Genomic DNA, 22,224 nt, shown 5'->3' on the forward strand with positions numbered 1-22,224 from the left:
GGAGGAGAATATGAGAAGGTCGCCAAAGGCGGCGTTGAGCCGCGCGTCCGTGATTGCGCTTCAGGCCCTGGTCGGGGCAAGCATGTTTGGTGCGCCTGCGCTGGCCCAGGACACGCAGCCGCAGGCCAGTGGAGCCAGCGACGAGATCGTTGTGACTGCGCGCCGCCGCGCCGAGAATTTGCAGGACACCCCGATCGCCGTCACCGCGATTACGGCGGCGGCGTTGGAGGAGCGGGGTCTTGCTTCGACCACGGATCTTGATCAGGTCGCGCCCAACCTTCAATTTACTTCTTATGGCACGCTGACAGGCAACAATTCGGCAGCGCAAGTTTTCATCCGCGGCATTGGTCAAACCGACGCAACGCCTGCGGTCGATCCGGGTGTCGGAATCTATATCGACGAGGTGTATATGGGCCGCTCGGTGGGCGGCGCGATGGATTTCCGCGATATCGCGAGCGTTCAGGTGTTGCGCGGTCCTCAAGGCACGCTCTTTGGGCGCAACACGATCGGGGGTGCGGTCCTGATCACCACGAATGCGCCGGGAGAAGGCGCGGGCAACACGCTGCGTTTGGGCGTGGGTGAAGACAATATGTACGAAGGCTTCGCCGCCTTCGACATTCCCCTCTCGCAGAATTGGGCCGCACGCGCCTCGCTCGGCTTCCGGCAACGCGACGGTTACGTGACGCGCGCTTATGACGGCGTCGACTTGGGCGATGAGAATACCTATTCCGGACAGGCGGCGCTGCGCTGGACGCCGACGACCGATATGACGCTCACTGCACGCGTTGATTACGCCAATGAGGATGAGAACGGTTCACCGTTCGTCTTCCGCGCCATGAACCCAGCGGCGCTCTTCGTTGGCGCCGCCAGCATCGCGGCTGGGTGTCCCAACATTCTCGATGGTCTGCCGCCGCCTGTATTGGTGGGACCGCTCGACGACGATCGTTGTGGCAACAACGCCCAGGCGCTTGGTTCCTTCACCAATGGCGGCACTTTCCCCGCGTCGAGTTCGCTTGAGAATTTCGGCGTATCGCTCGTGGGCGAGTGGGAGCTCAACGAGGCCATCACGCTCAAATCCATCACATCGAGCCGTCAGCTCGAGTGGGACGGATCGCGCGACGCCGACAACACGCCTTTACTCATCCTGCACACGAGCTACGCCAGCGAGAGCGAACAATTCAGTCAGGAACTGCAGGCAAGTTTTGATCTCGGCCGCGTGCAAGGCGTCCTCGGCGCCTATTATTTCGATGAGACGACAAATGATCGGGTGCTTGTCTATCTGGGCAATCCCGGCACGTCTTACGATACGCAGCGCGTCGAGCTTGGCACCGAAGCCTGGGCGGCTTTCACAGAATGGTCTTTCGACCTCACCGAGAACCTGTCGCTTTCGGCAGGTGTTCGATACACTGACGAAGAAAAGTCGCTTCAGGGTACGATGTTCAATGTAGCCGGCGCCGCAACGCCGGAGCCGGCCCCGCCGGCGGGACTGTGCCCCTTTGGCGGGGCGCCGCCGACGCAGACTGGTTGCCTCTTCATCACGCGCGATCCTTACACACAATCGTTCAATTCGACGACGGGATCGGCCAGCATCCAGTATCGCTGGAACCAAGCGCTCATGACCTATGCGAGCTGGTCGCAGGGCTTCAAGAGCGGGGGCTTCAATCAGCGCTACAACAATGCGCCGCCCGGCAACGCCCCGATCGGCTTTGATGCGGAAACCGCGGAGACCTACGAACTAGGCTTCAAATCCAATCCCGCACCCGGGCTGCGCATCAATGGCGCTGTCTTCAGCACCGAGTACGACAACATTCAAATGACCTATCGCTTGGGCGTCGTGCCGCTCCTGTTCAACGCGGGCGTCGCCACGATTGATGGCGCCGAGCTTGAATTGTCCTGGTCGCCGACCGCACGGCTAAGCATCGATGCGAGCCTGGGGTATCTCGACGATGGCTTTGACTCGATTACCGATCCTCCGCCTTTCGGACCGGTGGTGCCGACTTCGGTTGCAACACTCAGCAGCACTCTGCCATTCACGCCTGAATGGCAGGCGAGCTTGGGAGTTGGCTATGAGTTCGCGCTCTCAGACAATCTGTCGCTCACGCCGCGCATCGATGTGAGTTACACAGACCAACAATACTTCGACGCGGGCAATTCCCCGGAGATCGCCCAATTGGAGGCCGTCACATTGGTCAATGGTTCGCTGGTGCTGGCTAATGAGGCCAGTCGGTGGCGCATCACTTTGCGCGGCGACAATCTGACGGATGAACTTTATCCCGTGGCCGGCACGTCCTCGCTTACGACGTCGTCGGGCTACGCTGAGATCATCTACGCCCGACCGCGCAGCTTCTCCTTGAGCTTCACAGCGGACTTCTAAGCCGGACAGCTCTTCCCCGCGCCTCTAGGGCGCGGGGAAGGCTAGTCTTCAAGCGCGGCGTTGAGATCGTTGAGCGCCTGTAGGAAGGCGGCGCGATGTTTGGCCGGCACGGCCTCGATCAGGAGCGCCTCTTGCTCTTGCATTGCTGCAAACGCCCGCTCGGCGGCCTGCGCGCCGCGTCGGGTGGTCTTCAAACCAAATGAACGCCGATCGATTGGCATGCGCTTGACGAATTCACGTTCCTCAAGGCGCGCCACAAGCGGTGTCATATTCGCGCTGACGATGCCCAGCATGCGTCCGATCTCACTTTGAATGATTTCGGGGTTCTCGCGGATAATGAGAAGCACTGACGCCTCCGAGGGCGTCAGTTCGATTTCCTCAAGCCGCTTTGCCAAAGCTCCCATGGTCGCAGCGGAGGCGCGGCGCAGCAGATAGCCTGGCAATTGCTTTAAAGGGTTGGTCGTCACGTCCCTTTGGCCTTTCCTATCGGCTATAGCGGAAGGGCGCTATTGAGCCTCAGGTTGGGGCTAGGGGGAAGAGGCGCTGTCCGCAAGTCGCGGCGCGGTCGCAGGTGCGATTATGGACAGCGGACTTACAAGGGAAGACCAACGTAGTTTTCAGCGATACTCGTCTGAGCCGCGCGGGAACCGGCAATGTAATCGAGCTCCGCGACTTGCATGCGGCGGCCAAAGGCGCCTGCTTCAGGAAAGCGATGCATGAGTGAGGTGAGTGACCAGGAGAAGCGCTCGGATTTCCAAACGCGTTTCAGAGCCGTCTCGGAATAGGAATCGATCCCAGAACGCCGACCGCTCTTGAACCATTGAATGAGACCGCGCGCGAGATAGGCCACATCCGAGGAGGCGAGGTTCAATCCCTTGGCGCCGGTCGGCGGTACGATGTGGGCGGCGTCGCCTGCAAGGAAAAGATTATTGAAACGCATCGGTTCGAACACGAAGGATCGAAGCGGCGCGATCGACTTCTCAATCGATGGTCCGCGCGTTATGCGCGCCGCCGCTTCAGGGCCAAGCCTCAGCGCGAGCTCGTCCCAGATCCGTTCGTCCGGCCAGTCCTCAAGCTTTTCGTTCAGAGCAACTTGGATGTAATAGCGGCTGCGCGTGGGCGAACGCATCGAAGCCAGGGCAAAGCCACGCTCATGGTTGGCGTATATGAGTTCTTCATTGCAGGGCGGCACGTCGGCCAATAGGCCCAACCAGCCGAACGGATAGACGCGCTCATAGGCTTTGCCGGTCTTAGCGATGGCTTGACGCGATGGCCCGTGGAAGCCGTCGCAACCCACAACAAACCGCGCCCGCACGATATGCTCGGCGCCGTCTTTCAAATAGCGCACGCCGGGCGTCTCGCTCTCGAGGTCAAGAAGGACGACATCGTTGGCTTCGTAGACAATAGACAAGCCACGCCGGGGCGCCTCGGCCATCAGATCGTGCGTGACTTCCGTTTGACCATAGACGGTGACGCACCTGCTGGTGAGCTCTTCGAGATCAATGCGAATGAGCCGCTCGCCGTCTGCGAGATTGAAGCCATGATGCGGCAACCCTTCGCGATGCAGCCGATCGCCCAATTCCAATTCGTCGAGCAGATCGACAGTCACCTGTTCGAGAACGCCCGCGCGAATGCGGCTCAAGACATAGTCCGGCGACTGGCGTTCGATGAGCAAGACATCGATTCCCGCCTGGACCAGTTTGTGGCCCAACATCAAGCCCGCGGGGCCGGCTCCGATGATGGCGACATCGGCCTTCATCAGCCCATGCTCGCATCTAATTGATGCAGCACCTCGTAGCAGGGCAGCACTTGTGTAACCGAGGCGTTGGGCTCGCGGCCTTCGCGAATAGCGGCGACGAATTCGCGATCCTGCAACTCGATGCCGTTGATCGACACATCGATGTTGGAAACATCGATCTTCTCGTCCTTGCCGGTGAAGAGGTCGTCATAGCGCGCGATATAGGTGCCGTTGTCGCAAATGTAGCGGAAGAATGTGCCCAACGGGCCGTCATTATTGAACGACAGCGAGAGCGTGCAGATTGTCCCAGACGCTGTCTTCAATTGAATCGACATGTCCATGGCGATGCCGAGTTGGGGATGAAGTGGGCCTGCGAGCGCGTTGGCCTTCACGATCTTTTCGCCAGTCTGATATTGGAAAAGATCTACTGTGTGCGCCGCATGGTGCCATAGGAGATGATCAGTCCAAGAGCGGACCTCGCCGCGCGCATTGGTGTTGGTGCGGCGGAAAAAATAGGTCTGCACGTCCATCTGCTGGATCGACAATTCCCCGCGCGCGATGCGCTTGTGAACCCATTGGTGGGAGGGGTTGAAGCGGCGCGTGTGTCCCACCATGCAGACAAGACCGGTTTGCTTCTGTTTGGCGGCGACGGCTTGGGCGTCGGCCCAGGAATCGGCCAGCGGAATTTCCACCATGACATGTTTGCCCGCGTCCATGCAGGCAATCGCTTGGGCCGCGTGCATTTGCGTTGGCGTGCACAAGAGCACCGCTTCGACCCCTGGCAGCGCAAGCGCATCCTCGAGCTTGTCGCTGACATGGGCCACCTCGTATTTGGCCGCGATTGCGCGTGTCTTCTCCAAGCTGCGCCCGATGAGGCTCACCACTTCAACGTCCTCGATCAATTTGAGCGCGTCCAAGTGCTTTTCACCGAAGGCGCCTGCGCCAGCCAGGGCCACTTTCATGATGTCTTCTCCAAAACGAGATGGCCTAAAGCGGTGTTCGACGCGGGCACGTGATAGGCGCGGTGGAGTTCGCGCACGTTTGGGCCAAGCGCGCCGCGCATGATGAGCCACATGACCATCTCGATGCCCTCCGAGCCGGTCTCGCGCAGATATTCGATGTGCGGGATGGCGCGCAGGCGTGCGGGGTCAGCGACCATGTCGTCCAGGAAGCGCTGGTCCCAAGCTTGATTGATGAGCCCCGCGCGCTTGCCCTGCAATTGATGCGACATGCCGCCGGTGCCCCAGATTTGCACGGTGAGGTCTTCGTCGAAACTCTCCACTGCCCGCGCGATGGCTTCGCCCAACAGCCAACAGCGGTTGCCGGATGGCACGGGGTAGGTGACGACATTGACTGCGAGCGGAATAACGCGCGTGGGCCACGCATCGGGTTGTCCGAACACGGCCGAGAGCGGCACGGTCAGACCATGATCCACATCCATCTTATTGATGATGGTCATGTCGAAATCGTCGAGGATCAGGCTTTGCGCAATGTGCCAGGCGAGCGGCGCATGGTTCTCGACCATCGGCACCGGGCGCGGTCCCCATCCTTCGTCTGCTGGCGCGAAGCGCTCCGCGCAGCCGATGGCGAAGGTGGGAATGATGTTCATATCGAACGCGGATGCGTGGTCATTGTAAACGAGGATGACAACGTCCGGCTTGTTTTCGGGACGTGAGATCCAGTGGCGTGTCCAATCGTAAGCGGCGAGGATCGGTTTGAAATAGGGTTCGTGCCCTCGATTTTGATCGATGGCGACGCCAATGAGAGGAACGTGGCTGGTGGCGATGCCTGCACTGATGCGCGCCATGATCAGCTTCCCTCCTTGATGGAGCGCACGCCCTCTGGGGACCGACCGCCCGCGAGCATCATGGCTTGATATTCGTCCACGCTCATGCCGGTCATGGTGGAGACCGCTTGCACGAACGACAATCCGTCGGTGGAGAAGACCTTGGCGAGATAATAGATGTTCGCGCCCAGATCGAGCAGGCGATTATAATCGCGCGCGAGCAGCGCTTCCTTTTGTGCGTCGGTCATGGGCCAATCGACGAGATAAGCGCGCTCATCGGCGCGCCAGCGCTCGCGATTCGCGGGCTTCATCAGGCTCATGCAGAATTGATTGACCCAATAGCCTTCGCGCGCGCGCTCTGTCGTGTAGACCCGCGTTCCAGGTATGTCGTCGAAGGCGGCGAGGTAGTCTTTGAGGCGATCAGGCATCTTGCTTCATCAGTCTTTCAATGACGCGGCGCGCGTGCGCCCCGCCTGAATCAATCGAGAGCACGCGCAAGGCCATGTCGGGGTTGGCGGCGATGGAGAGTTGTTGGCGTTCGAGGATTTCGACGTCTTCGCCGAAGATGCGGTCTTGGCCGGCCCTGAGCCGCGCGGTGAGGCCCGCGTCATCGATTTCGAAATTGCGCGCCATGCCCCAGAAATAGTGGCACGTCGTCTCCGTTTCTGGCGTCATGGAATCGATGACGAAGCCGCGCACGCCGGAATCGTGGCGCTCAAGCGTATCTCCCGCCTCCACGGGCGAAACGCCGACATCAATCAGCACCGAACATGGCTCGATGAAGCTGCAAATTTGCCAACGGTCGACCGTGCAATCGCGTTTGAGCGCTTGACGCCAGAATGGCGGCGGCGACACAGCCGGCATCCAGCGCGAAAGCGTCACGCGATCGCCATCGACAGCGGTCTCGAGCGGCGCCTGCATGAGTTCGGCCTGCCCAATCGAACCCATGTGAACATAGGTTTCGTGGGTGAGGTCCATCAGATTGTCGACGAACAGCCGGTAATCGCATTTGACATAGGAATAGCCGCCATCGAACACCCATCCCTCGCGCGAGCAGGGCCAAAAGTCCGGCACGAGGCCTGGGTCGGCGCGCCATTGATCGCCGATCCACACCCAGACGAAGCGATGCCGCTCGACTACGGCGTAGGCGGGCGTGCAAACCTTGTCGTTGACGCGCTCATGCACAATCGGCATCTCACGCGGCTTGCCGTCAGGGCCTACGAGCAAGCCATGATATGTGCAGCGTAGGTTGTCGCCTTCACGCAACCCCATCGACAAGGGCAGGAGGCGATGAGGACACGCGTCGCGCAACGCCACGACATCGCCGGCGAGCTTGCGATAGAGCACGAGCGGCTCGCCGCAGATTGTGCGGGCGAGCGGTTCTGAACTCACCTCGCCATCCCAGGCGGCGACATACCAGCGATTGCGTATGAAGGTCACAGGCCGCGCTCTTTGAGTTTGTGATCGAGACGGGGAAAGACGCGTCGTGCGTTGCCCTCAAAGACCGCATGACGCACGTGGTCGGTTAGTTCGAGCGCATCCAAATAGCGCTTGGTGTCGTCGAAATGATGCGCGGTCGTTGGATCGATTCCGCGCACGGCGCCAACCATTTCCGAGCCGAACAAAATGTTGCGGTGATCGATCACATCGAAGAGCAACCGGACGCCGGGCAGATGATAGACGCAGGTGTCGAAATAGACGTTCTTCATCACATGCGTGTCGAGCGCAGGCTTCTTCAGCATGTCGGCGAGACCACGATAGCGTCCCCAATGATAGGGGACCGCCCCCCCGCCATGCGGGATGATGAAACGCAGATCGGGAAAGTCACGGAAGAGATCGCCTTCGATCAATTGCATGAAGGCGATGGTGTCGGCGGCGATGTAATAGGCGCCCGTTGCATGCATGCACGGATTGCACGAACCCGACACGTGGATCATGGCCGGGACGTCGAGTTCGACCATCTTTTCGTAGAATGGATACCAATACTTGTCGGTGAGGGCGGGATGCTGAAAGTGGCCACCGCCCGGATCGGGGTTCAGGTTGCAGCCAACGAAGCCCAATTGTCGAACGCAGCGCTCAAGCTCGAGAATGGAATTGGCGAGGTCGGCCTTCGGCGATTGCGGCAATTGGCAAACGCCAACGAAGCTCCCTGGATAGAGGTCGACCACGCGCGCGATGAGATCGTTGCAGCGCCGCGCCCATTCAAGCGAGACCGAGGCGTCGCCGACATGATGCGCCATGGCCGAAGCGCGTGGGCTGAAGATGGTCATGTCGGCGCCGCGCGCGCGTAGTAATTTGAGTTGATTGGTTTCGATCGTCTCGCGGATGAGGTCGTCGGAAATATCAGGATAGGGCGGGGGCAATTGTCCCTGCTTGAACGCAGATTTCTGCGCGTCGCGCCAATCATTGTGCGGGCCGGGCGCGGTCGTGTAATGGCCGTGGCAATCGATCACCAAGCTCATGTGTGGTTCGCTTTCGTGGCGGTGCGGATGCGGGCGAGCTTGTCGGCGAGCGCCTCGGGCGCGGGCGAAATTTGAAGCGCGCCCAACTCGCGTTGCCGCGCCGCGGCGCGTTCGGTGAGAAGCGGCTCTACGCCGAGATCGCGCAAAGTGAGCGCGACTTCTTCCATTTCGGCGGCGCGGCGCAGGCCGTGAGCGAGAACGCGCTCGAGATTGTAATTGAGTTGCTCGCGCCACGCGGGCGAAAGCGAGGCCAAAACGTCCTCAGTGACGCCGCCTGCATCAGCGGCGAGGAGGCATTCAGCGGCGGCGGCCTCGACGCATTTGATCAAAACAGAGCGCACCATTTTGATGCGTGAAGCACGGCCAATTTCGTCGCCCGCCTCGCGCACTTGGGCAAAGCCCAGAGCCTGAAGCGCAGCGACCGCCTCAGGCGCATCGGGGCCACTGACCAGCACGGGAACCTCAAGCGCCGCCGGACGCACGGGCGCCATGATCGCGACATCGACATAGCGCCCACCCTGGGCGCGCACATGAGCGGCGGCGCTTCTCTTTGTCGAAGGCGCAACGGAGTTCATGTCGAGAAACAGGGCGCCGGTCTTGAGATGTGCCGCCGCCGCCGCCGCTGCGATCGCGGCTTGGTCGGCGGTGACCAGGCTCAAAATCGTCGCTGCCTCGTGCACGGCTTGGGCCGCATTTTCGCACGGGGTCGCGCGCAGGCGCGCGTAATCGGCTAATTTGGCGGCGCGTGTCGCCGGCGTATCGGTCTTGATGTCATAGGCGAACGCTTGGCCCCGCCAGCGTCGGTCGCCGACAAAGGTTTGCGCGGATTCCCCAAAGCCCATGATCGCGACGGCGTTCGACATGGGGAAGATGTGGCCCGACATCGCAGGGCTGGGCTAATCGGAAGTCCCCCGGCGCTATAAGCCCATACGAATAAACCTTAGCAATGGGATTTGAGCGTGGTGATGAATTGGCGTTGCAGCGGCGTTGGGCGCCAATCGGCGCGATAGGTGAGACCAATCGTGCGGGTAAGCTCTGTCCGGGCGACGATCGCGAGCCAGCCCGCCTTCAATTCGAGCGCGACTTGATCGGGAGAGAGAAGCGTCAGCGCATCGGTGCTGAGCAGGATTTGACGAATCGCGATGCCTGATCCGATCTCGACCCGTACGGGCGGCGGTTCGAGGTTTTCCGCACGAAACAGAGCTTCCCAGCGGTCGCGTAACGGGACGCCGCGCTGGGGCAGGCACCAATCATAGGCGGCGAGCTCACGAAGACTTGGTGGTTTGCGTTTGCCCGACAAGGGATGGTTGGCGCGGCCCAGTACGATAGGTCGATCGATGAAGAGCGGCTCCTGGACCAGGTCGCGTCCGGGTGCGGGCTCGCGCAGCGCGCCGATGAGGACATCCAATTCGCCGTCTCGTAGCGGTTCGACCAATTCGGCATGGGATCCTTCCGCCACAAGGATCGAGCTTTGCGGGAAACTTTTTTGAAAATCGACCACGGTTGACGGCAATATGCGCGCTCGACACAGAGGCATGGCGCCCACGGCGATCCGACCGGAATCCAATCCGCGAAGCGCCTCAAGTTCGGAAAGTCCCGCGCTCAATTCCGCATGGGCGAGCTTGATCCGACGCGCGAACGATTTGCCGAACGACGTAAGCTCAAGTTTGCGTCCAACCTTGTGCGAGAGGTCTTGGCCGAGCGCGAGCTCCAGATCGGAGACCGCCCGATGCAGAGACGCTGCGGCCAAACCGGTGATCTGGCTGGCCTCAACATAGGAGCCGCCGCGGGCGAGCGCCCAGAACGCCTTGAGCTGGGTGTGGGTAGCGCGTGGCGCGCCGATGAGAGCAAGGGCGGTCGACACGCGGGGCTGAAACATGAGCGCCGCTCTAGTGGGCTTCATGCCGCTATTATGGCGTACGAAGAGGTCCACACCCAAGGCAGCTTCCAGACCCGCAATGGCCTGGGTGAGCGCGGGCTGGGAGATGTTGACGGCCTGCGCCGCACTGATGAGCGCGCCCAATTCGACCGTGCGCGCGAACGCCTGGAGATGGCGGAGATTAAGCTCCCAAGGTGTCATGATAGACCATTAGCATAATCTTATAGCGGGTTTGAACTCTCAATTCGCTGTTTGCCGGCTGATGCGCCACGAATGCGCTAACAAGGGAGCAGAGGCATGAGCGGCGTGGTCGTGCAGCGCATCCAACGCGCTCCAGAAGCGGTGGTGCGCGCTTTGGGGGAATTGGGCGTCGCCACTGTCCACGAGGCGCAGGGGCGAAAAGGGCTGCTCTCCAGCCGTTTGCGGCCCATCTATTCCGGCGCACGCATTGGCGCATCGGCGGTGACGATATCGGCGCCGCCTGGCGACAATTGGATGGTGCATGTGGCCATCGAACAATTGCAGGCCGGCGACATTCTCGTTCTTGCGCCGACGTCTCCGAGTGACGACGGCTATTTCGGCGATCTGCTGGCGACGTCGGCGATGGCGCGGGGTTGCTTGGGGCTCGTCATTGACGCCGGCGTGCGCGATGTGCGCGACCTCACGCAGATGGGTTTTCCTGTTTGGTCAAAAACCATTAGCGCTCAGGGTACGGTCAAAGCCACGCTTGGCTCGGTCAACGTCCCCATCGTTTGCGCTGGGGCGTTCATCGACCCGGGCGACGTGATTGTCGCCGACGACGACGGCGTGTGCGTGGTGGCGCGCGCGGAAGCCGAGGAGGTTTTGGCTAAAGCGCAAGCACGAGACGCCGCGGAAGCCGAAAAGCGCGCACGGCTGGCGGCAGGCGAACTTGGCTTGGATATCTATCGCATGCGCGAGCGGCTCCGCGATATGGGTCTGCGTTATGTCTGAGGCGATCCGTTGCATGTGGATGCGCGGCGGCACGTCGAAGGGCGGCTATTTTTTGAAACATGATCTGCCGGCCGACACCGCCCAGCGTGATGCGCTCTTGCTGCGCATTATGGGCTCGCCCGATGTGCGCCAGATCGACGGCATGGGCGGCGCCGATCCCTTGACCAGCAAGGTGGCGGTGGTTTCTCGCTCCGCACGGCCGGGCGTCGATGTGGATTATCTCTTCCTCCAAGTGTTCGTCGACCAAGCGCTGGTCAGCGATGCGCAGAATTGCGGCAACATCCTGGCGGGTGTGGCGCCCTTCGCGATCGAACGCGGCTTGGTCGAGGCGCGCGATGGGCAAACGCCAGTGACGATCTTCATGGAGAACACCGGCCAGATTGCGGTCGCACAAATATGCACGCCAGGCCGTAGGGTGACGTATGAAGGCGATGCGCGGATCGATGGCGTGCCCGGAACGCACGCGCCGACGCCCGTCGAATTTCGCGACACCGCCGGCTCCAGTTGCGGCGCGCTCTTACCCACGGGCAATGCAATTGACATTATCGATGGCGTCGCTTGCACGCTCATCGACAATGGCATGCCGTGCGTAATCATGAGCGCAGCCGCTCTTGGCGCGACAGGCTACGAGACGCGCGAGGACTTGGACGCGGCCACCGAGCTCAAGACGCGCATCGAAGCTATTCGTCTCAAGGCCGGGCCGATGATGAATTTGGGCGATGTCGCGCAGAAATCCGTGCCGAAAATGATGCTGGTTGCGCCCCCGCGCGCCGGCGGGGCGATCTGTGTGCGCAGCTTCATTCCTCATCGTGCGCATGCGAGCATTGGCGTTTTGGGCGCGGTGACGGTGGCGAGCGCGTGTCTCATTCCGGGGACGCCCGCGGCCGGTGTGGCGGTGACGCCCGGCGGAAAACGCAAGACACTCGCGATCGAGCACCCCACGGGCGAGATGTCATGCGTGATGGAGACCGATGAGGCGGGGCAGGTGACGAGTGCGGCGCTCTTGCGCACCGCGCGCAAACTCATGGACGGGGAGGTGTTTGCGTGACGCGCATCAAGAGCTGGACCGACACCCCGTCAATGCCGCGCTTTCGTCCCCCGCCAGGCGCGGTCGACGCGCATTGCCATGTGTTTGGGCCGCAGGCGCGTTTTCCCTTCAGCGACAAGGCAAAATATCTACCTGAAGACGCCACCCCAGAAATGTTGTTTGCGTTGCGCAACCGGCTTGGCTTCTCGCGCAGCGTGATTGTGCAGGCGAGTTGTCATGGCGCCGATAATCGGGCGTTGGTTGACGCGATCGCCCAATCCAATGGGACCGCACGCGGTGTCGCGGTCGTGGATCCCGACATCGCGGAGACGCAATTGCTGAGCCTCGACGCGGCCGGCGTGCGCGGCGTGCGCTTCAATTTTTTGAAGCGTCTCGTCGATGACGCGCCGAAGGACAAATTTCTCGACATCGCCAAGCGCATCGCGCCGCTGGGCTGGCACGTCGTGGTCTATTTCGAAGCCGACTTGCTCCAGGAACTCATCCCGTTTCTTGAAGCCATTCCCACGATTATTGTGGTCGACCACATGGGCCGGCCCGACGTGAGTGCGGGGCCGCGGGGGCCCGACATGATCGCCTTTCACAATCTGCTTGAGACGCACCCCAATATCTGGACGAAGGTGAGCTGCGCGGAGCGCTTGAGCAGGCAAGGCCCGCCGTTCGATGATTTCGTCGCCGCCGTTCGCCCTTTGGTGGAAGCTTTTGAAGATCGTATCCTCTGGGGCACGGATTGGCCTCATCCCAACATGCAGGATGCAATTCCAGACGACGGCGCGCTCGTTGATCTTCTACCGCGCCTTGCGATCAGTGAGTTGGCGCAGCGAAAGATGCTGATCGACAATCCCATGCGGCTCTATTGGCCGGAAGAAGTTCGCTAGTCGTTTGCCTGAGAGCACGGGTGCGGTGTCCGCTAACGGCCGATTCGGCGTGTGCGCCTGACCGTTTGAGCGGACTCGATGTCGCGCTTCCATGATGCTGTATATGTAGGCGAAAATCCGCCTGTCGGGTGCGCCAGTGCGGCCAATTCCTGTCAGTTGTTCGGTTTTGACGCGCTTGCCCAGCGGCATCCTCGGCGCGCCTTCCTGTGTCATTTGTCTTTGTCGGCGTTCGCCGATGCATGGCGAAAGCGCGCTGCGCGGCGGCGGTGCGCGGCGCGCGTCACACGCGTCGATCACGAAACGGCCCATTTCACAAAAGTGTAAACTGCGTGCCATCAAACCATTAAGACCAGTCCGTATCGACCCCCATTGAGCGGGGATCGATTGGGCGACTCCCGCGAACGCCAATTTCTTTCGGCAGAGTGGGGGATCCCTGATGGCCTCTCGAAATATTTGGCGCGGGCTGTTGCTCGCGCTCGCGCTTGGCGCAGCAAGCTGCAGCGGCGGCGGTTCAAGCATTGAATCGCCTGGCGGCACGGATGGCGGCACGCCGCCGGGCGGCGGCGGCGGCACGCCGACGGGTCTGACGCTGCCGAGCGGCGTACCTGTCACCGAAATCGTTGACGTGAGCGACGCAGCGACCAGCGCGGGCAATGTGACGCTCTCTGCAGTTGCTGGCCGCGTCTATCGCATCAACGGCCGCGTCGACGTGGGCACGGACGTGGGCGCCGCGGGCACGGGTGGCGTCAGCACGACGCTGACGATCCAGCCGGGCGTCACCGTGATGTTCAATTCGGCCGACGACATGCTGATCGTGAACCGCGGCTCGCGCATCGTCGCCAATGGCAGTGCGAGCCAGCCGATCATTTTCACCAGCGAAAACGACCTGCGTGGTGAAAACGATCCGGCGACGGCGAGCCGTCAATGGGGCGGCATCATTCTTCTCGGCCGTGCGCCGATCCGCGGCTGCAACGCGGCCGTGGCGCAGGGCACCGTCGATTGCCAAAACGCTGTTGAAGGCGTGACCGCGGCGACCGGGGCGCAGGCGCTGTACGGCGGCGCGACGCCGACCGACAACAGCGGCAGCCTGCAATACGTGCAGATCCGCTATCCGGGCGCATTCCTGACTTCGGCCGCGGCCGGCGATGACCTTAACGGTCTGACCCTCGGCGGCGTCGGCTCGGGCACCGTGATCGACAACGTGCAAGTCCACAATTCGGGCGACGACGGCATCGAAGTGTTCGGCGGCACGGTGAACATGAAGCACGTCATCATCACCGGCGCGCTCGATGATTCGCTCGATTATGATGAAGGTTGGACGGGTGCGGTTCAGTACCTCGTGATCCGTCAGTCGGCGCTTGTCGGCGGTCCGGACCGTATGGTCGAAGCCAGCAACCGCCGCGTCTCGTCGACGGGCGATACGCTCTTCACCAACCCGACGATCGCGAATTTCACGATGGTTGGTCTGCCGGTGAACAGCTCGAACGCGAACATTCGCGGCATCGAAATGAACGCCACAGGCGGCACGCCGGGCAGCTCGGGACGTTACCTCAACGGCGTCGTGACGGGCTCGACTGAGTGCTTAAACGCCAGCGCCGCCAATACAACGCTCGTCCCGCGTTTTGACTCCACCTTGTTCGATTGCGCCGGCGCTTATGGCTCGGCCGCGACCACGATCATCAATGCGGGGGCCAACAATTCCACGGCGACTCCGAACACGCTTGCGGGTTTGCTCCCGGGCGCAAACGAACTCGCCCGCACGGCTGTGAACCCGGCGACGGTCAATTCGTTCTTTGACGCGGCCAATTATATCGGCGCCTTCTCGGGCTCCGAGACGATCGCCGCCAATTGGGCGAGCGGCTGGTCGTTCCAAGTGTTTGGCGCTTCGGCCTGCCCCACGGGTACCGCTGAAAACGGCACGCTCGGCGGTCTGCGTCGCTGCGTACTCTCGGGCACCGTTGGCGTCAGCGGCGTGCCGGCGAGTCTGCGTCTCGTTGCCGGCAACATCTATGAGCTCTCGGGTCGTGTGAACGTCGGCGTCGATCGCGGCGCCGCCGGTACGGGGGGTGTCGCGGCTGCGCTCACCATCGATCCGGGCGTCACGGTGTTCGGCAAGAATTCCGCTGACATGCTGATCGTGAACCGTGGTTCGCAGATCTTCGTCAACGGCACCTCGAACGCGCCGGTGATCATGACCTCGCTGGCCGATGTCGTGAATCCGGGTCGCGCCAGCGAAGGTGCGGCGACGCGCGAATGGGCCGGTCTCATCGTGCTCGGCCGTGCGCCGATCCGTGGCTGCAACGCCGCGGTCGCGCAGGGCGGGGCGACGTGCGAGAACGCGGTTGAAGGCGTCACGGTCGCGACGGGCACGCAAGCGCTCTATGGCGGCGCGACGGCCAACGACAACAGCGGCCGTCTTGCCTATCTGCAAATCCGCTATCCGGGCGCGTTCCTGACCTCGGCCGCCGCTGGCGACGACCTCAATGGTCTGACACTCGGCGGCGTGGGTTCGGCGACGGTCATCGAAAACGTCCAAGTCCACAATTCGGGCGACGACGGCATCGAAGTGTTCGGCGGTACGGTGCGTATGAAGCGCGTCGTCATCACGGGCGCGACGGACGACTCGCTGGATTACGATGAAGGTTGGCGCGGCCTCGTGCAGAACCTGATCATCGTACAGGGCCCGGACACAGATCGCGACCGTCAGATCGAGGCGAGCAACCGCCGCGTCTCGTCCACGGGCGACGATCTGTTCACCAACCCGACGATCGCCAACTTCACCTTCGTCGGCCTGCCGCAAAACATTGCCTCGGCCAACATCCGCGGCATCGAGCTGAACGCCACCGGCGGTACGCCGGGCAGCTCGGGCACGTTCGTCAATGGTGTCGTGATCGGCTCAACCACATGTTTGGTGGCCGACGCGGCGAACACGACGGCGCCGAACGTTCCGGTGTTCAACTCGGTCCTGTTCGATTGCCCCGGCGCCAACGCGGCGGCCGCAACGAACCTGATCAATGCGGGTTCGAACAACACAACGGCGACAGCGAACTCGCTGGCGACGGCGACCGTGGGTGGGCGTCCGTTCATCAACGGCGCCACCGAAGCCGGTCGTCCGGTGTTTGATGCGACCACGCTGAACCCCTCGGGCGTCACGTTCTTCACCGCCACGACGCAAATCGGCGCGGTGAGCACGACGGACACCTGGTGGCAGGGCTGGACCTGCAGACTGGACGCGACGTCCTGCTAATCGCGCGGCGCGGGCGGCGGTTCACACCGCCGCCCGCGACCGTCTGCTGCTGCATAAATCTTTGAGGGCTGAAGTCCGATGAAATCGTCTAATCCCATGTTGAAGAGGCTCGCGCTGCTTCTGACAACGATGCTCTTCACGCCCGCGATCGCCGCGGCGCAAGATGCGCAAGACCAAGCTGACGTTTACGCCGAAGACGAAGAAATCGTCGTCCTTGGCCGCAACATTCCCGAACCCATGCGCGAGACATCGGAAGTCGCGACATTCCTCTCCGCGGAAGACCTCGCGCGCACGGGCGACGACACCGCCGCCGCCGCGCTTACCCGTCTGACGGGCCTTTCGGTTGTCTCCAACCGCTTCGTCTACGTCCGCGGTCTCGGCGACCGTTACTCGTCCGCGCTGCTCAACGGCTCGCCGCTGCCGAGCCCGGAGCCGCTGCGTCGCCAAGTGCCGCTTGATCTCTTCCCGTCGAATATTCTAGATGGCGCCTCGGTGCAAAAGACCTTCTCGCCGAACTATCCCGGCGAATTCGGCGGCGGCATCATCGATCTGAACACGCTGCGCATGCCGCAGGAGACGTTCCTGACGCTCAAGGTCGGCACGGCCTTTAACACTGAATCGACCGGCCAAGACGGGCTAACCTATTACGGCGAATCCAGCGATTGGAGCACCATCAGCGACGGCTTGCGCGAAATTCCGGGCCCATTGGCGGACGCGATCTCGCGCAATTTGCGTATCGACGACGCCAACTTCACCGACGCCGAATTGGAAGAGATTGGCGAAAGTCTCGCGAACTCACCGCTGACCGTCGTGCAATCCGCCGAACAGGATCCGGACTTCGAGGGCGAGGTCACCGCAGGTACGAGTTTCGATCTTGGGCGCTTTAGCGTCGGCCTCGTGGGCGTCGCCGGCTATGACAGCACGATGCGCGCGCGCGAAGCGGATCGCGCTGTTGTCATTTCTGGCGCCGACAACAGCGCCACGGTTGGCCGCGACATCACCAGCCGCACCGGCTCGTGGGACGTGGTCGCCAACGCGCTCGGCACCGCCAGCATCGGTTGGGACGAGAACGAAATCTCGCTCACCGGTCTGCTCGTGCGCAGCTCGACCAAGTACGCGCAGATTAGCCAAGGGTTCAACGAGAACTTCACCGGCGGCGATCGCTACGACGAGGCGACCGCCTGGTACGAACGCCAACTCGCGTCGCTGCAATTGCGCGGCGAACACACGTTCGGACAACTCGATGTCGATTGGCGGGTGGCTTTCGCGGAATCGACCCGCGATGCGCCCTACGAGCGCAGCATCACCTACGTCCTACCCGATGGCGGCGGCCCGGCCTCGTTCGCCTACGCCAACGGCACGCGCTTCTCGGAACTCACCGACGAAGTCGCCAGCGGCGGCATCGATTTCGCCTACACGCTGCCGCTGAGCGCGCAACGTGATGCGGTGATCTCGGCTGGTCTCTCGCGCTCGCAGACCGATCGTACCTACGAATCGATCCTGCTGGCGTTCGAAACCAGCCCGGCGACGCCGGCGGACGTGCTTGAGCTTCGTCCGGACTATCTCTTCTCGCCAGACAACATCCATCCGGACCGCTTCCAAATCCGCGAGGACGCGGGTCTTGACCGCAACTATCTCGGCTCGCTGGATATCGACGCGGCTTACGTCGCGGCCGACATCGAGATCATGCCGCTGCTCCGCGCCGCCATTGGCGTGCGCTACGAAGACGCCGCGCAAGTGGTGGACACCTACGTGCGCTACACCGACGTCGGCGCGCCAACGACGGTTCTGGAGAACTCGTACTGGCTCCCGGCGGCGACGCTGACCTGGAACTTCGCCGACGATTTGCAGATGCGCATGGGCTATTCGCAAACCATCGCGCGCCCGCAATTCCGCGAATTGGCGTTCACGCCGTACATTGATCCGGACACCGATCGCGAATTCATCGGCAATCCGTACCTGACGGATACAGAGCTGCAGAACTACGACGCCCGCGTCGAATATTATTTCGGCACGAATCAGTTCGTGACGTTCGGTGTCTTCTACAAGCAGATCGATCGCCCGATCGAGGAAGTGGTGGTCACCCAGGACGGCACGTCGACCCAGACGCGCTTCATCAACGCGCCCGAAGCGACCCTCTACGGCGCTGAATTGGATTATCGCATCAATTTCGACGCACCGTTCGAAGTGCCCTTCCTCACCGCGCCGGAATTGTTCTTTGGCGCCAATTACACCTACACGCACTCCGAAGTGAGTGCGCAAGGCACGGTCATCAGCCCGAACTCGCCCGAGACGCCGAACCCGCGTCCCGCGACCGAGTTCGTCGCCGACGGCTCGCAGCTGCAAGGCACGCCGGAGCACATCGCCAACCTGCAATTCGGCTTCGAGACGGAAAAGTCCGAACTGACGATGCTGGTCGGCTACACCTCCGAACGCATCTTGATCCGCGGTACGCCGAGTGGATCGGGTGTGCCGACCGTGTTCGAAGACCCGGGCGTCAATCTTGATCTTGTGTTCCGTCACAATTTCCAAGTCATGGGCTCGGAAATGACGTTCGGCGTCGCGGGTCGCAACTTGCTCGACGAAGCGCACGAGGAATATCAACAGACCGCCATCGGTCGCACCGAGTACAACACGTATGATCGTGGTCAGACGTTCTCGGTGAGTCTGACGGCGCGCTACTAAGACGAACGCGCGACATGAGGTCCGACTCCTCTGTTGCGCGACGGTTTTGTGAATGTCGTTTGCACCTTTTGTGACAAACGCGTGTGGCGATGCAACGCGAGAGAAGATTGGCAGCGAGAGTGCAGCAATCTCCTTTGAAACCGAGCGTTTGAGCGTGTAGAGCGTGCTCGCCAATGGATTAAAAAATCGGGGTGGCCAATGGCGAGAGCGCGTAAGAATCTGCTGTCGACCAGCGCGGAGAATGTGCGCGAGCGCGCGATAAGCGCCGTGCGTCCCAGCGTTGAAGCTCTGTTGCTTGCGGCTGTCGCACTGGGTTGCGCGCAAGCGGGGTGGAGCATCTTCACGCCAAGCACGGCAAGCGCCGTCAGCGCGAGCGGCGAGGGCGACCGCGAAACCCATCGCCTGAACGTCAGCGAAGTGGTGTCTCCCTTTGCGCCCGATTATCTCGCCAGCGATGCGCAATCACACGCCGTGGCGGCGCTCTTGTCCGGTGTGCAATTGACCGGCGTCCGTGTCTCGACGGAGCCGATGCGCAGCGGCGCCGTGCTCACGCTCGCCGATGGCGCGCAACGCGCATTCTCGATTGGCGACGACATTGGCGCGGGCATCATGCTCGCGGATGTCGGCGCGGATTATGTGTTGGTGTCTTATCAGGGCGGTCAGCGTCAGATCGAAATGACCAGCGCGCCGTCCTATTCTTTCGCGCGCGCGATGATGGGCCTTGAGCCGGCGCCTGGCGCACCGGTGATCGAGGAGCAAACGACAGCGCCGGCTGCGAGTGTCGCGTCGAACGAGCCAAGCAGCGTGACCACCTCGCCGTTTGCAACGGTTGAAGCGCCGCAAGCGCCAGCCTTGATCGCACCGACGAGCGCGTCGCCGCAGGACGTAGCCTGGCTGCAGGCCACGCTGGCGCAAGTGCAAACCCTAGACGGCCAGCCGAGCGGCTGGCGTGTCGCCGAGCCGCTGCCGCAAGCCGCGCTCGACGCCGGTCTCCGCGGCGGCGATGTCGTCGTCGCGATTAACGGCGCCAATCCCGCGCAAGCGGCCAGCCTGCTTGCCGCCCCACCAACACAGCAGATCGAACTCGCCGTTGAGCGCGACGGTCAGCGCCTCACGCTCACGATCAATTCAAGCGACCGCACATGATCCCCTTCACCCGTAAAGCGCGCGCGGTGGCCGCGGGCCTCGCGAGCGCGGCGCTGCTCGCGCCCACCGCCACGGCGCAGAATACGACACCGTCGACAACGCCGGGCGCCGCAGCTGGGCAAAACGGCGCCGTCACGCTACGTGAAGTCGATATCCGCGCCTTCATTGAGGATGTGTCGAACGCCACCGGCCGCACCTTCATCATCGATCCGCGCGTTAGCGGCCGCGTCACGGTGCTGTCGCAGCAATCGATGTCCGAACGCGAGCTGATGGACGTCTTTATGTCCACGCTCCGCGTCAATGGCTTCGTCGCCGTACCGACCGCGAATGGCGCCTACCGCATCGTCCCGGCCGAGGTGGCCGCGCGCGAGCCATCCACAAGCGGCGCCGGACCGAGCGACAATACCTATGTCAGCCAGGTCTTCTCGCTGCGCTTCGCCGACGCGGAGACGGTGGCGGCTGCAATTCGCCCCATGCTTTCCGAGCGTGGCCAAGTCACGGTCAATCGTCGCGGCAATTCGGTTGTCGTCGTCGATTTCGGATCGACGATCGGCCGCCTGCGCGATGTGATCGGCACGCTCGACCGCGACAATTCGACGGTTCGCTCGCTGCGCCTCGAGAATACTTCGGCCGCCGAAATGGCCCGCGTCGCGCAAAACCTCGCCACCGCAATCGGTGAAGAGGGGCGTCCGCTGATCCGCGCGGTGCCGGTGGCCAGCAGCAACATGCTTGTGCTGCGCGGCGACGAGCGCGCGCTCGATCAACTCGTGCCGCTCATCCAAGAGCTCGATACGCGCGCCAATTATCAGGCCGGTGTCTCGGTGATCCCGCTGCGCTATGCAGTGGCCGCCGATCTGGTGCCGATCCTGCAGCAATTGTCGGCCTCCATGGGCGTCGCACCGGGGGAAGACGCCGCGCAATCGCAGGGCCGTCGCGCCAATATCGCGCAACACGCAGCCACCAATTCACTGATCATCAGCGCCGACCCGGAAACCCAGGAATCCCTCACCAATGTCGTGCGCTCGCTCGACGTACGCCGTGAGCAAGTGCTGGTCGAAGCGATCATCGTTGAAGTCTCGGACCAAACCGCCCGCGAACTCGGCCTACAATATGTCGCGAGCGGCGCGAGCGGCGAAAACGCACTGCCGTTCATGTCGACGTCGTATGGCGGCTCTGCGCCGAACATCCTGGCGCTCACCGGAGCGGCGTTGCTCCGCGGTGACGGCGACGATGACGAGGATGAAGATTCCGAAGCTATCGCCGAATTGCGCCGCGCCGCGATCAATTCACTGCTCGGCAGCAGCGGCCTTTTGCTTGGCGGCGGCGGCCAGGACGATGACGGTCGTATTTTCGGCGTGCTGCTGAATGCCCTCGCCCAAGACGAAGATTCCAACGTGCTGTCGACGCCGTCGGTGATGACGCTCGACAACGAGGAAGCATCGATCCTCGTCGGCCAACAAATCCCAATCACGACCGGCGAAGCGGTGGGCGACAATCTCGACAATCAGTTTCGCACCATCAGCCGCGAAGATGTCGGCGTGAAGCTCGAAGTGCGGCCGCAGATCAGCGAAGGCGGGGCCATTCGCCTTGAGATTCGTCAGGAAGTGTCCAGCATCTTCGGCCAGATCATCGACGACTCGACCGATCTCATCACCAACCGCCGCGAAATCCAAACCGTGGTGCAAGTGGATGCGGGCGAGATCATTGTGCTCGGCGGCTTGATCCAGGACGACATCCAGCGGCGCGACGAGGGCATTCCGGGCTTACGTCGCATTCCGATCGCAGGTCGCCTGTTCCGCAGCGAAGGCCGTTCGCACCAGCGCACGAATTTGATGGTGTTCCTGCGGCCGACGATTGTGAACACGAGCGAGCAGGCCCGCGCGGTCACGCGCCGCCAATACGAATCCGTGCGCTCGTATGACGGCCTCGATCCGCTCGTCGCGCGCGCGCTCGAAGCCGAAATGAGCCGCAACGAGCCTGTCGTCGCGCCAGCGCCGGCGCCGGCGCAATGA

At 62.3% G+C, this 22,224-nt stretch carries 17 protein-coding genes; 8 read left to right on the forward strand and 9 right to left on the reverse strand.

From position 1 onward, the window contains the following. The first annotated feature begins 10 nt into the window (after window positions 1-10). Window positions 11-2,374, forward strand: coding sequence for a TonB-dependent receptor (locus VF769_RS12945; RefSeq protein WP_331008834.1), 2,364 nt, complete (start codon window positions 11-13; stop codon window positions 2,372-2,374). Between the two features lie 41 nt (window positions 2,375-2,415). Here the strand turns inward: VF769_RS12945 and VF769_RS12950 are convergent, their stop codons facing one another. The 9 genes from VF769_RS12950 to VF769_RS12990 form a co-directional block, all read right to left on the reverse strand. Then, on the reverse strand, window positions 2,416-2,841 hold the full coding sequence (locus VF769_RS12950) for a MarR family winged helix-turn-helix transcriptional regulator (protein ID WP_331008835.1): 426 nt from the start codon (window positions 2,839-2,841) through the stop codon (window positions 2,416-2,418). A gap of 125 nt (window positions 2,842-2,966) precedes the next feature. Further along, entirely contained in the window at window positions 2,967-4,133 is a 1,167-nt protein-coding gene (gene pobA, locus VF769_RS12955; protein WP_331008836.1) for a 4-hydroxybenzoate 3-monooxygenase, read from the reverse strand. Next, complete coding sequence (locus VF769_RS12960; protein ID WP_331008837.1) at window positions 4,133-5,074, reverse strand: Gfo/Idh/MocA family oxidoreductase; 942 nt, start codon at window positions 5,072-5,074, stop codon at window positions 4,133-4,135. Before VF769_RS12960 ends, pobA begins: the two co-directional genes overlap by 1 nt. Continuing rightward, the gene (locus VF769_RS12965) at window positions 5,071-5,919 is read right to left on the reverse strand and encodes a class III extradiol dioxygenase subunit beta (protein ID WP_331008838.1); all 849 of its coding nucleotides are present in this window, start codon (window positions 5,917-5,919) and stop codon (window positions 5,071-5,073) included. Before VF769_RS12965 ends, VF769_RS12960 begins: the two co-directional genes overlap by 4 nt. Window positions 5,920-5,921: 2 nt before the next feature. Then, window positions 5,922-6,326, reverse strand: coding sequence for a protocatechuate 4,5-dioxygenase subunit alpha (ligA, locus tag VF769_RS12970; protein ID WP_331008839.1), 405 nt, complete (start codon window positions 6,324-6,326; stop codon window positions 5,922-5,924). Then, window positions 6,319-7,338 (reverse strand): aromatic ring-hydroxylating dioxygenase subunit alpha, encoded by a 1,020-nt coding sequence (locus VF769_RS12975; RefSeq protein ID WP_331008840.1) that lies wholly within the window; start codon window positions 7,336-7,338, stop codon window positions 6,319-6,321. The genes ligA and VF769_RS12975 overlap by 8 nt, the downstream gene beginning before the upstream one ends. Next, window positions 7,335-8,360 carry an amidohydrolase family protein gene (locus tag VF769_RS12980; RefSeq protein WP_331008841.1) on the reverse strand — a complete coding sequence of 342 codons (1,026 nt, stop codon included), beginning with the start codon at window positions 8,358-8,360 and terminating at the stop codon, window positions 7,335-7,337. Before VF769_RS12980 ends, VF769_RS12975 begins: the two co-directional genes overlap by 4 nt. Next, entirely contained in the window at window positions 8,357-9,223 is an 867-nt protein-coding gene (locus VF769_RS12985) for an NAD(P)-dependent oxidoreductase (protein ID WP_331008842.1), read from the reverse strand. Before VF769_RS12985 ends, VF769_RS12980 begins: the two co-directional genes overlap by 4 nt. Before the next feature lie 77 nt (window positions 9,224-9,300). Then, on the reverse strand, window positions 9,301-10,440 hold the full coding sequence (locus VF769_RS12990; protein ID WP_331008843.1) for a LysR family transcriptional regulator: 1,140 nt from the start codon (window positions 10,438-10,440) through the stop codon (window positions 9,301-9,303). A 96-nt stretch (window positions 10,441-10,536) separates the two neighbouring features. Between VF769_RS12990 and VF769_RS12995 the strand changes: the two genes are divergently transcribed. The 7 genes from VF769_RS12995 to gspD all read left to right on the forward strand — a co-directional run bounded on the left by VF769_RS12995 (window position 10,537) and on the right by gspD (window position 22,224). Continuing rightward, the gene (locus VF769_RS12995; RefSeq protein WP_331008844.1) at window positions 10,537-11,211 is read left to right on the forward strand and encodes a 4-carboxy-4-hydroxy-2-oxoadipate aldolase/oxaloacetate decarboxylase; all 675 of its coding nucleotides are present in this window, start codon (window positions 10,537-10,539) and stop codon (window positions 11,209-11,211) included. Further along, window positions 11,204-12,259: a 4-oxalomesaconate tautomerase gene (locus VF769_RS13000; RefSeq protein WP_331008845.1), complete on the forward strand. Its 1,056-nt coding sequence runs from the start codon at window positions 11,204-11,206 to the stop codon at window positions 12,257-12,259. The genes VF769_RS12995 and VF769_RS13000 overlap by 8 nt, the downstream gene beginning before the upstream one ends. A gap of 32 nt (window positions 12,260-12,291) precedes the next feature. Further along, window positions 12,292-13,134 carry an amidohydrolase family protein gene (locus VF769_RS13005; protein ID WP_349258143.1) on the forward strand — a complete coding sequence of 281 codons (843 nt, stop codon included), beginning with the start codon at window positions 12,292-12,294 and terminating at the stop codon, window positions 13,132-13,134. A 436-nt stretch (window positions 13,135-13,570) separates the two neighbouring features. Beyond that, window positions 13,571-16,381, forward strand: coding sequence for a hypothetical protein (locus tag VF769_RS13010; RefSeq protein ID WP_331008847.1), 2,811 nt, complete (start codon window positions 13,571-13,573; stop codon window positions 16,379-16,381). A 96-nt stretch (window positions 16,382-16,477) separates the two neighbouring features. Further along, window positions 16,478-19,066 (forward strand): TonB-dependent receptor domain-containing protein, encoded by a 2,589-nt coding sequence (locus VF769_RS13015; protein ID WP_331008848.1) that lies wholly within the window; start codon window positions 16,478-16,480, stop codon window positions 19,064-19,066. A gap of 198 nt (window positions 19,067-19,264) precedes the next feature. Further along, window positions 19,265-20,212 (forward strand): type II secretion system protein N, encoded by a 948-nt coding sequence (locus tag VF769_RS13020; RefSeq protein ID WP_331008849.1) that lies wholly within the window; start codon window positions 19,265-19,267, stop codon window positions 20,210-20,212. After that, window positions 20,209-22,224, forward strand: a complete 2,016-nt coding sequence (gene gspD, locus VF769_RS13025) for a type II secretion system secretin GspD (protein WP_331008850.1) — start codon at window positions 20,209-20,211, stop codon at window positions 22,222-22,224. Before VF769_RS13020 ends, gspD begins: the two co-directional genes overlap by 4 nt.

This window comes from Vitreimonas sp. (genome assembly GCF_036392335.1).
GTDB lineage: Bacteria > Pseudomonadota > Alphaproteobacteria > Caulobacterales > Aquidulcibacteraceae > Vitreimonas.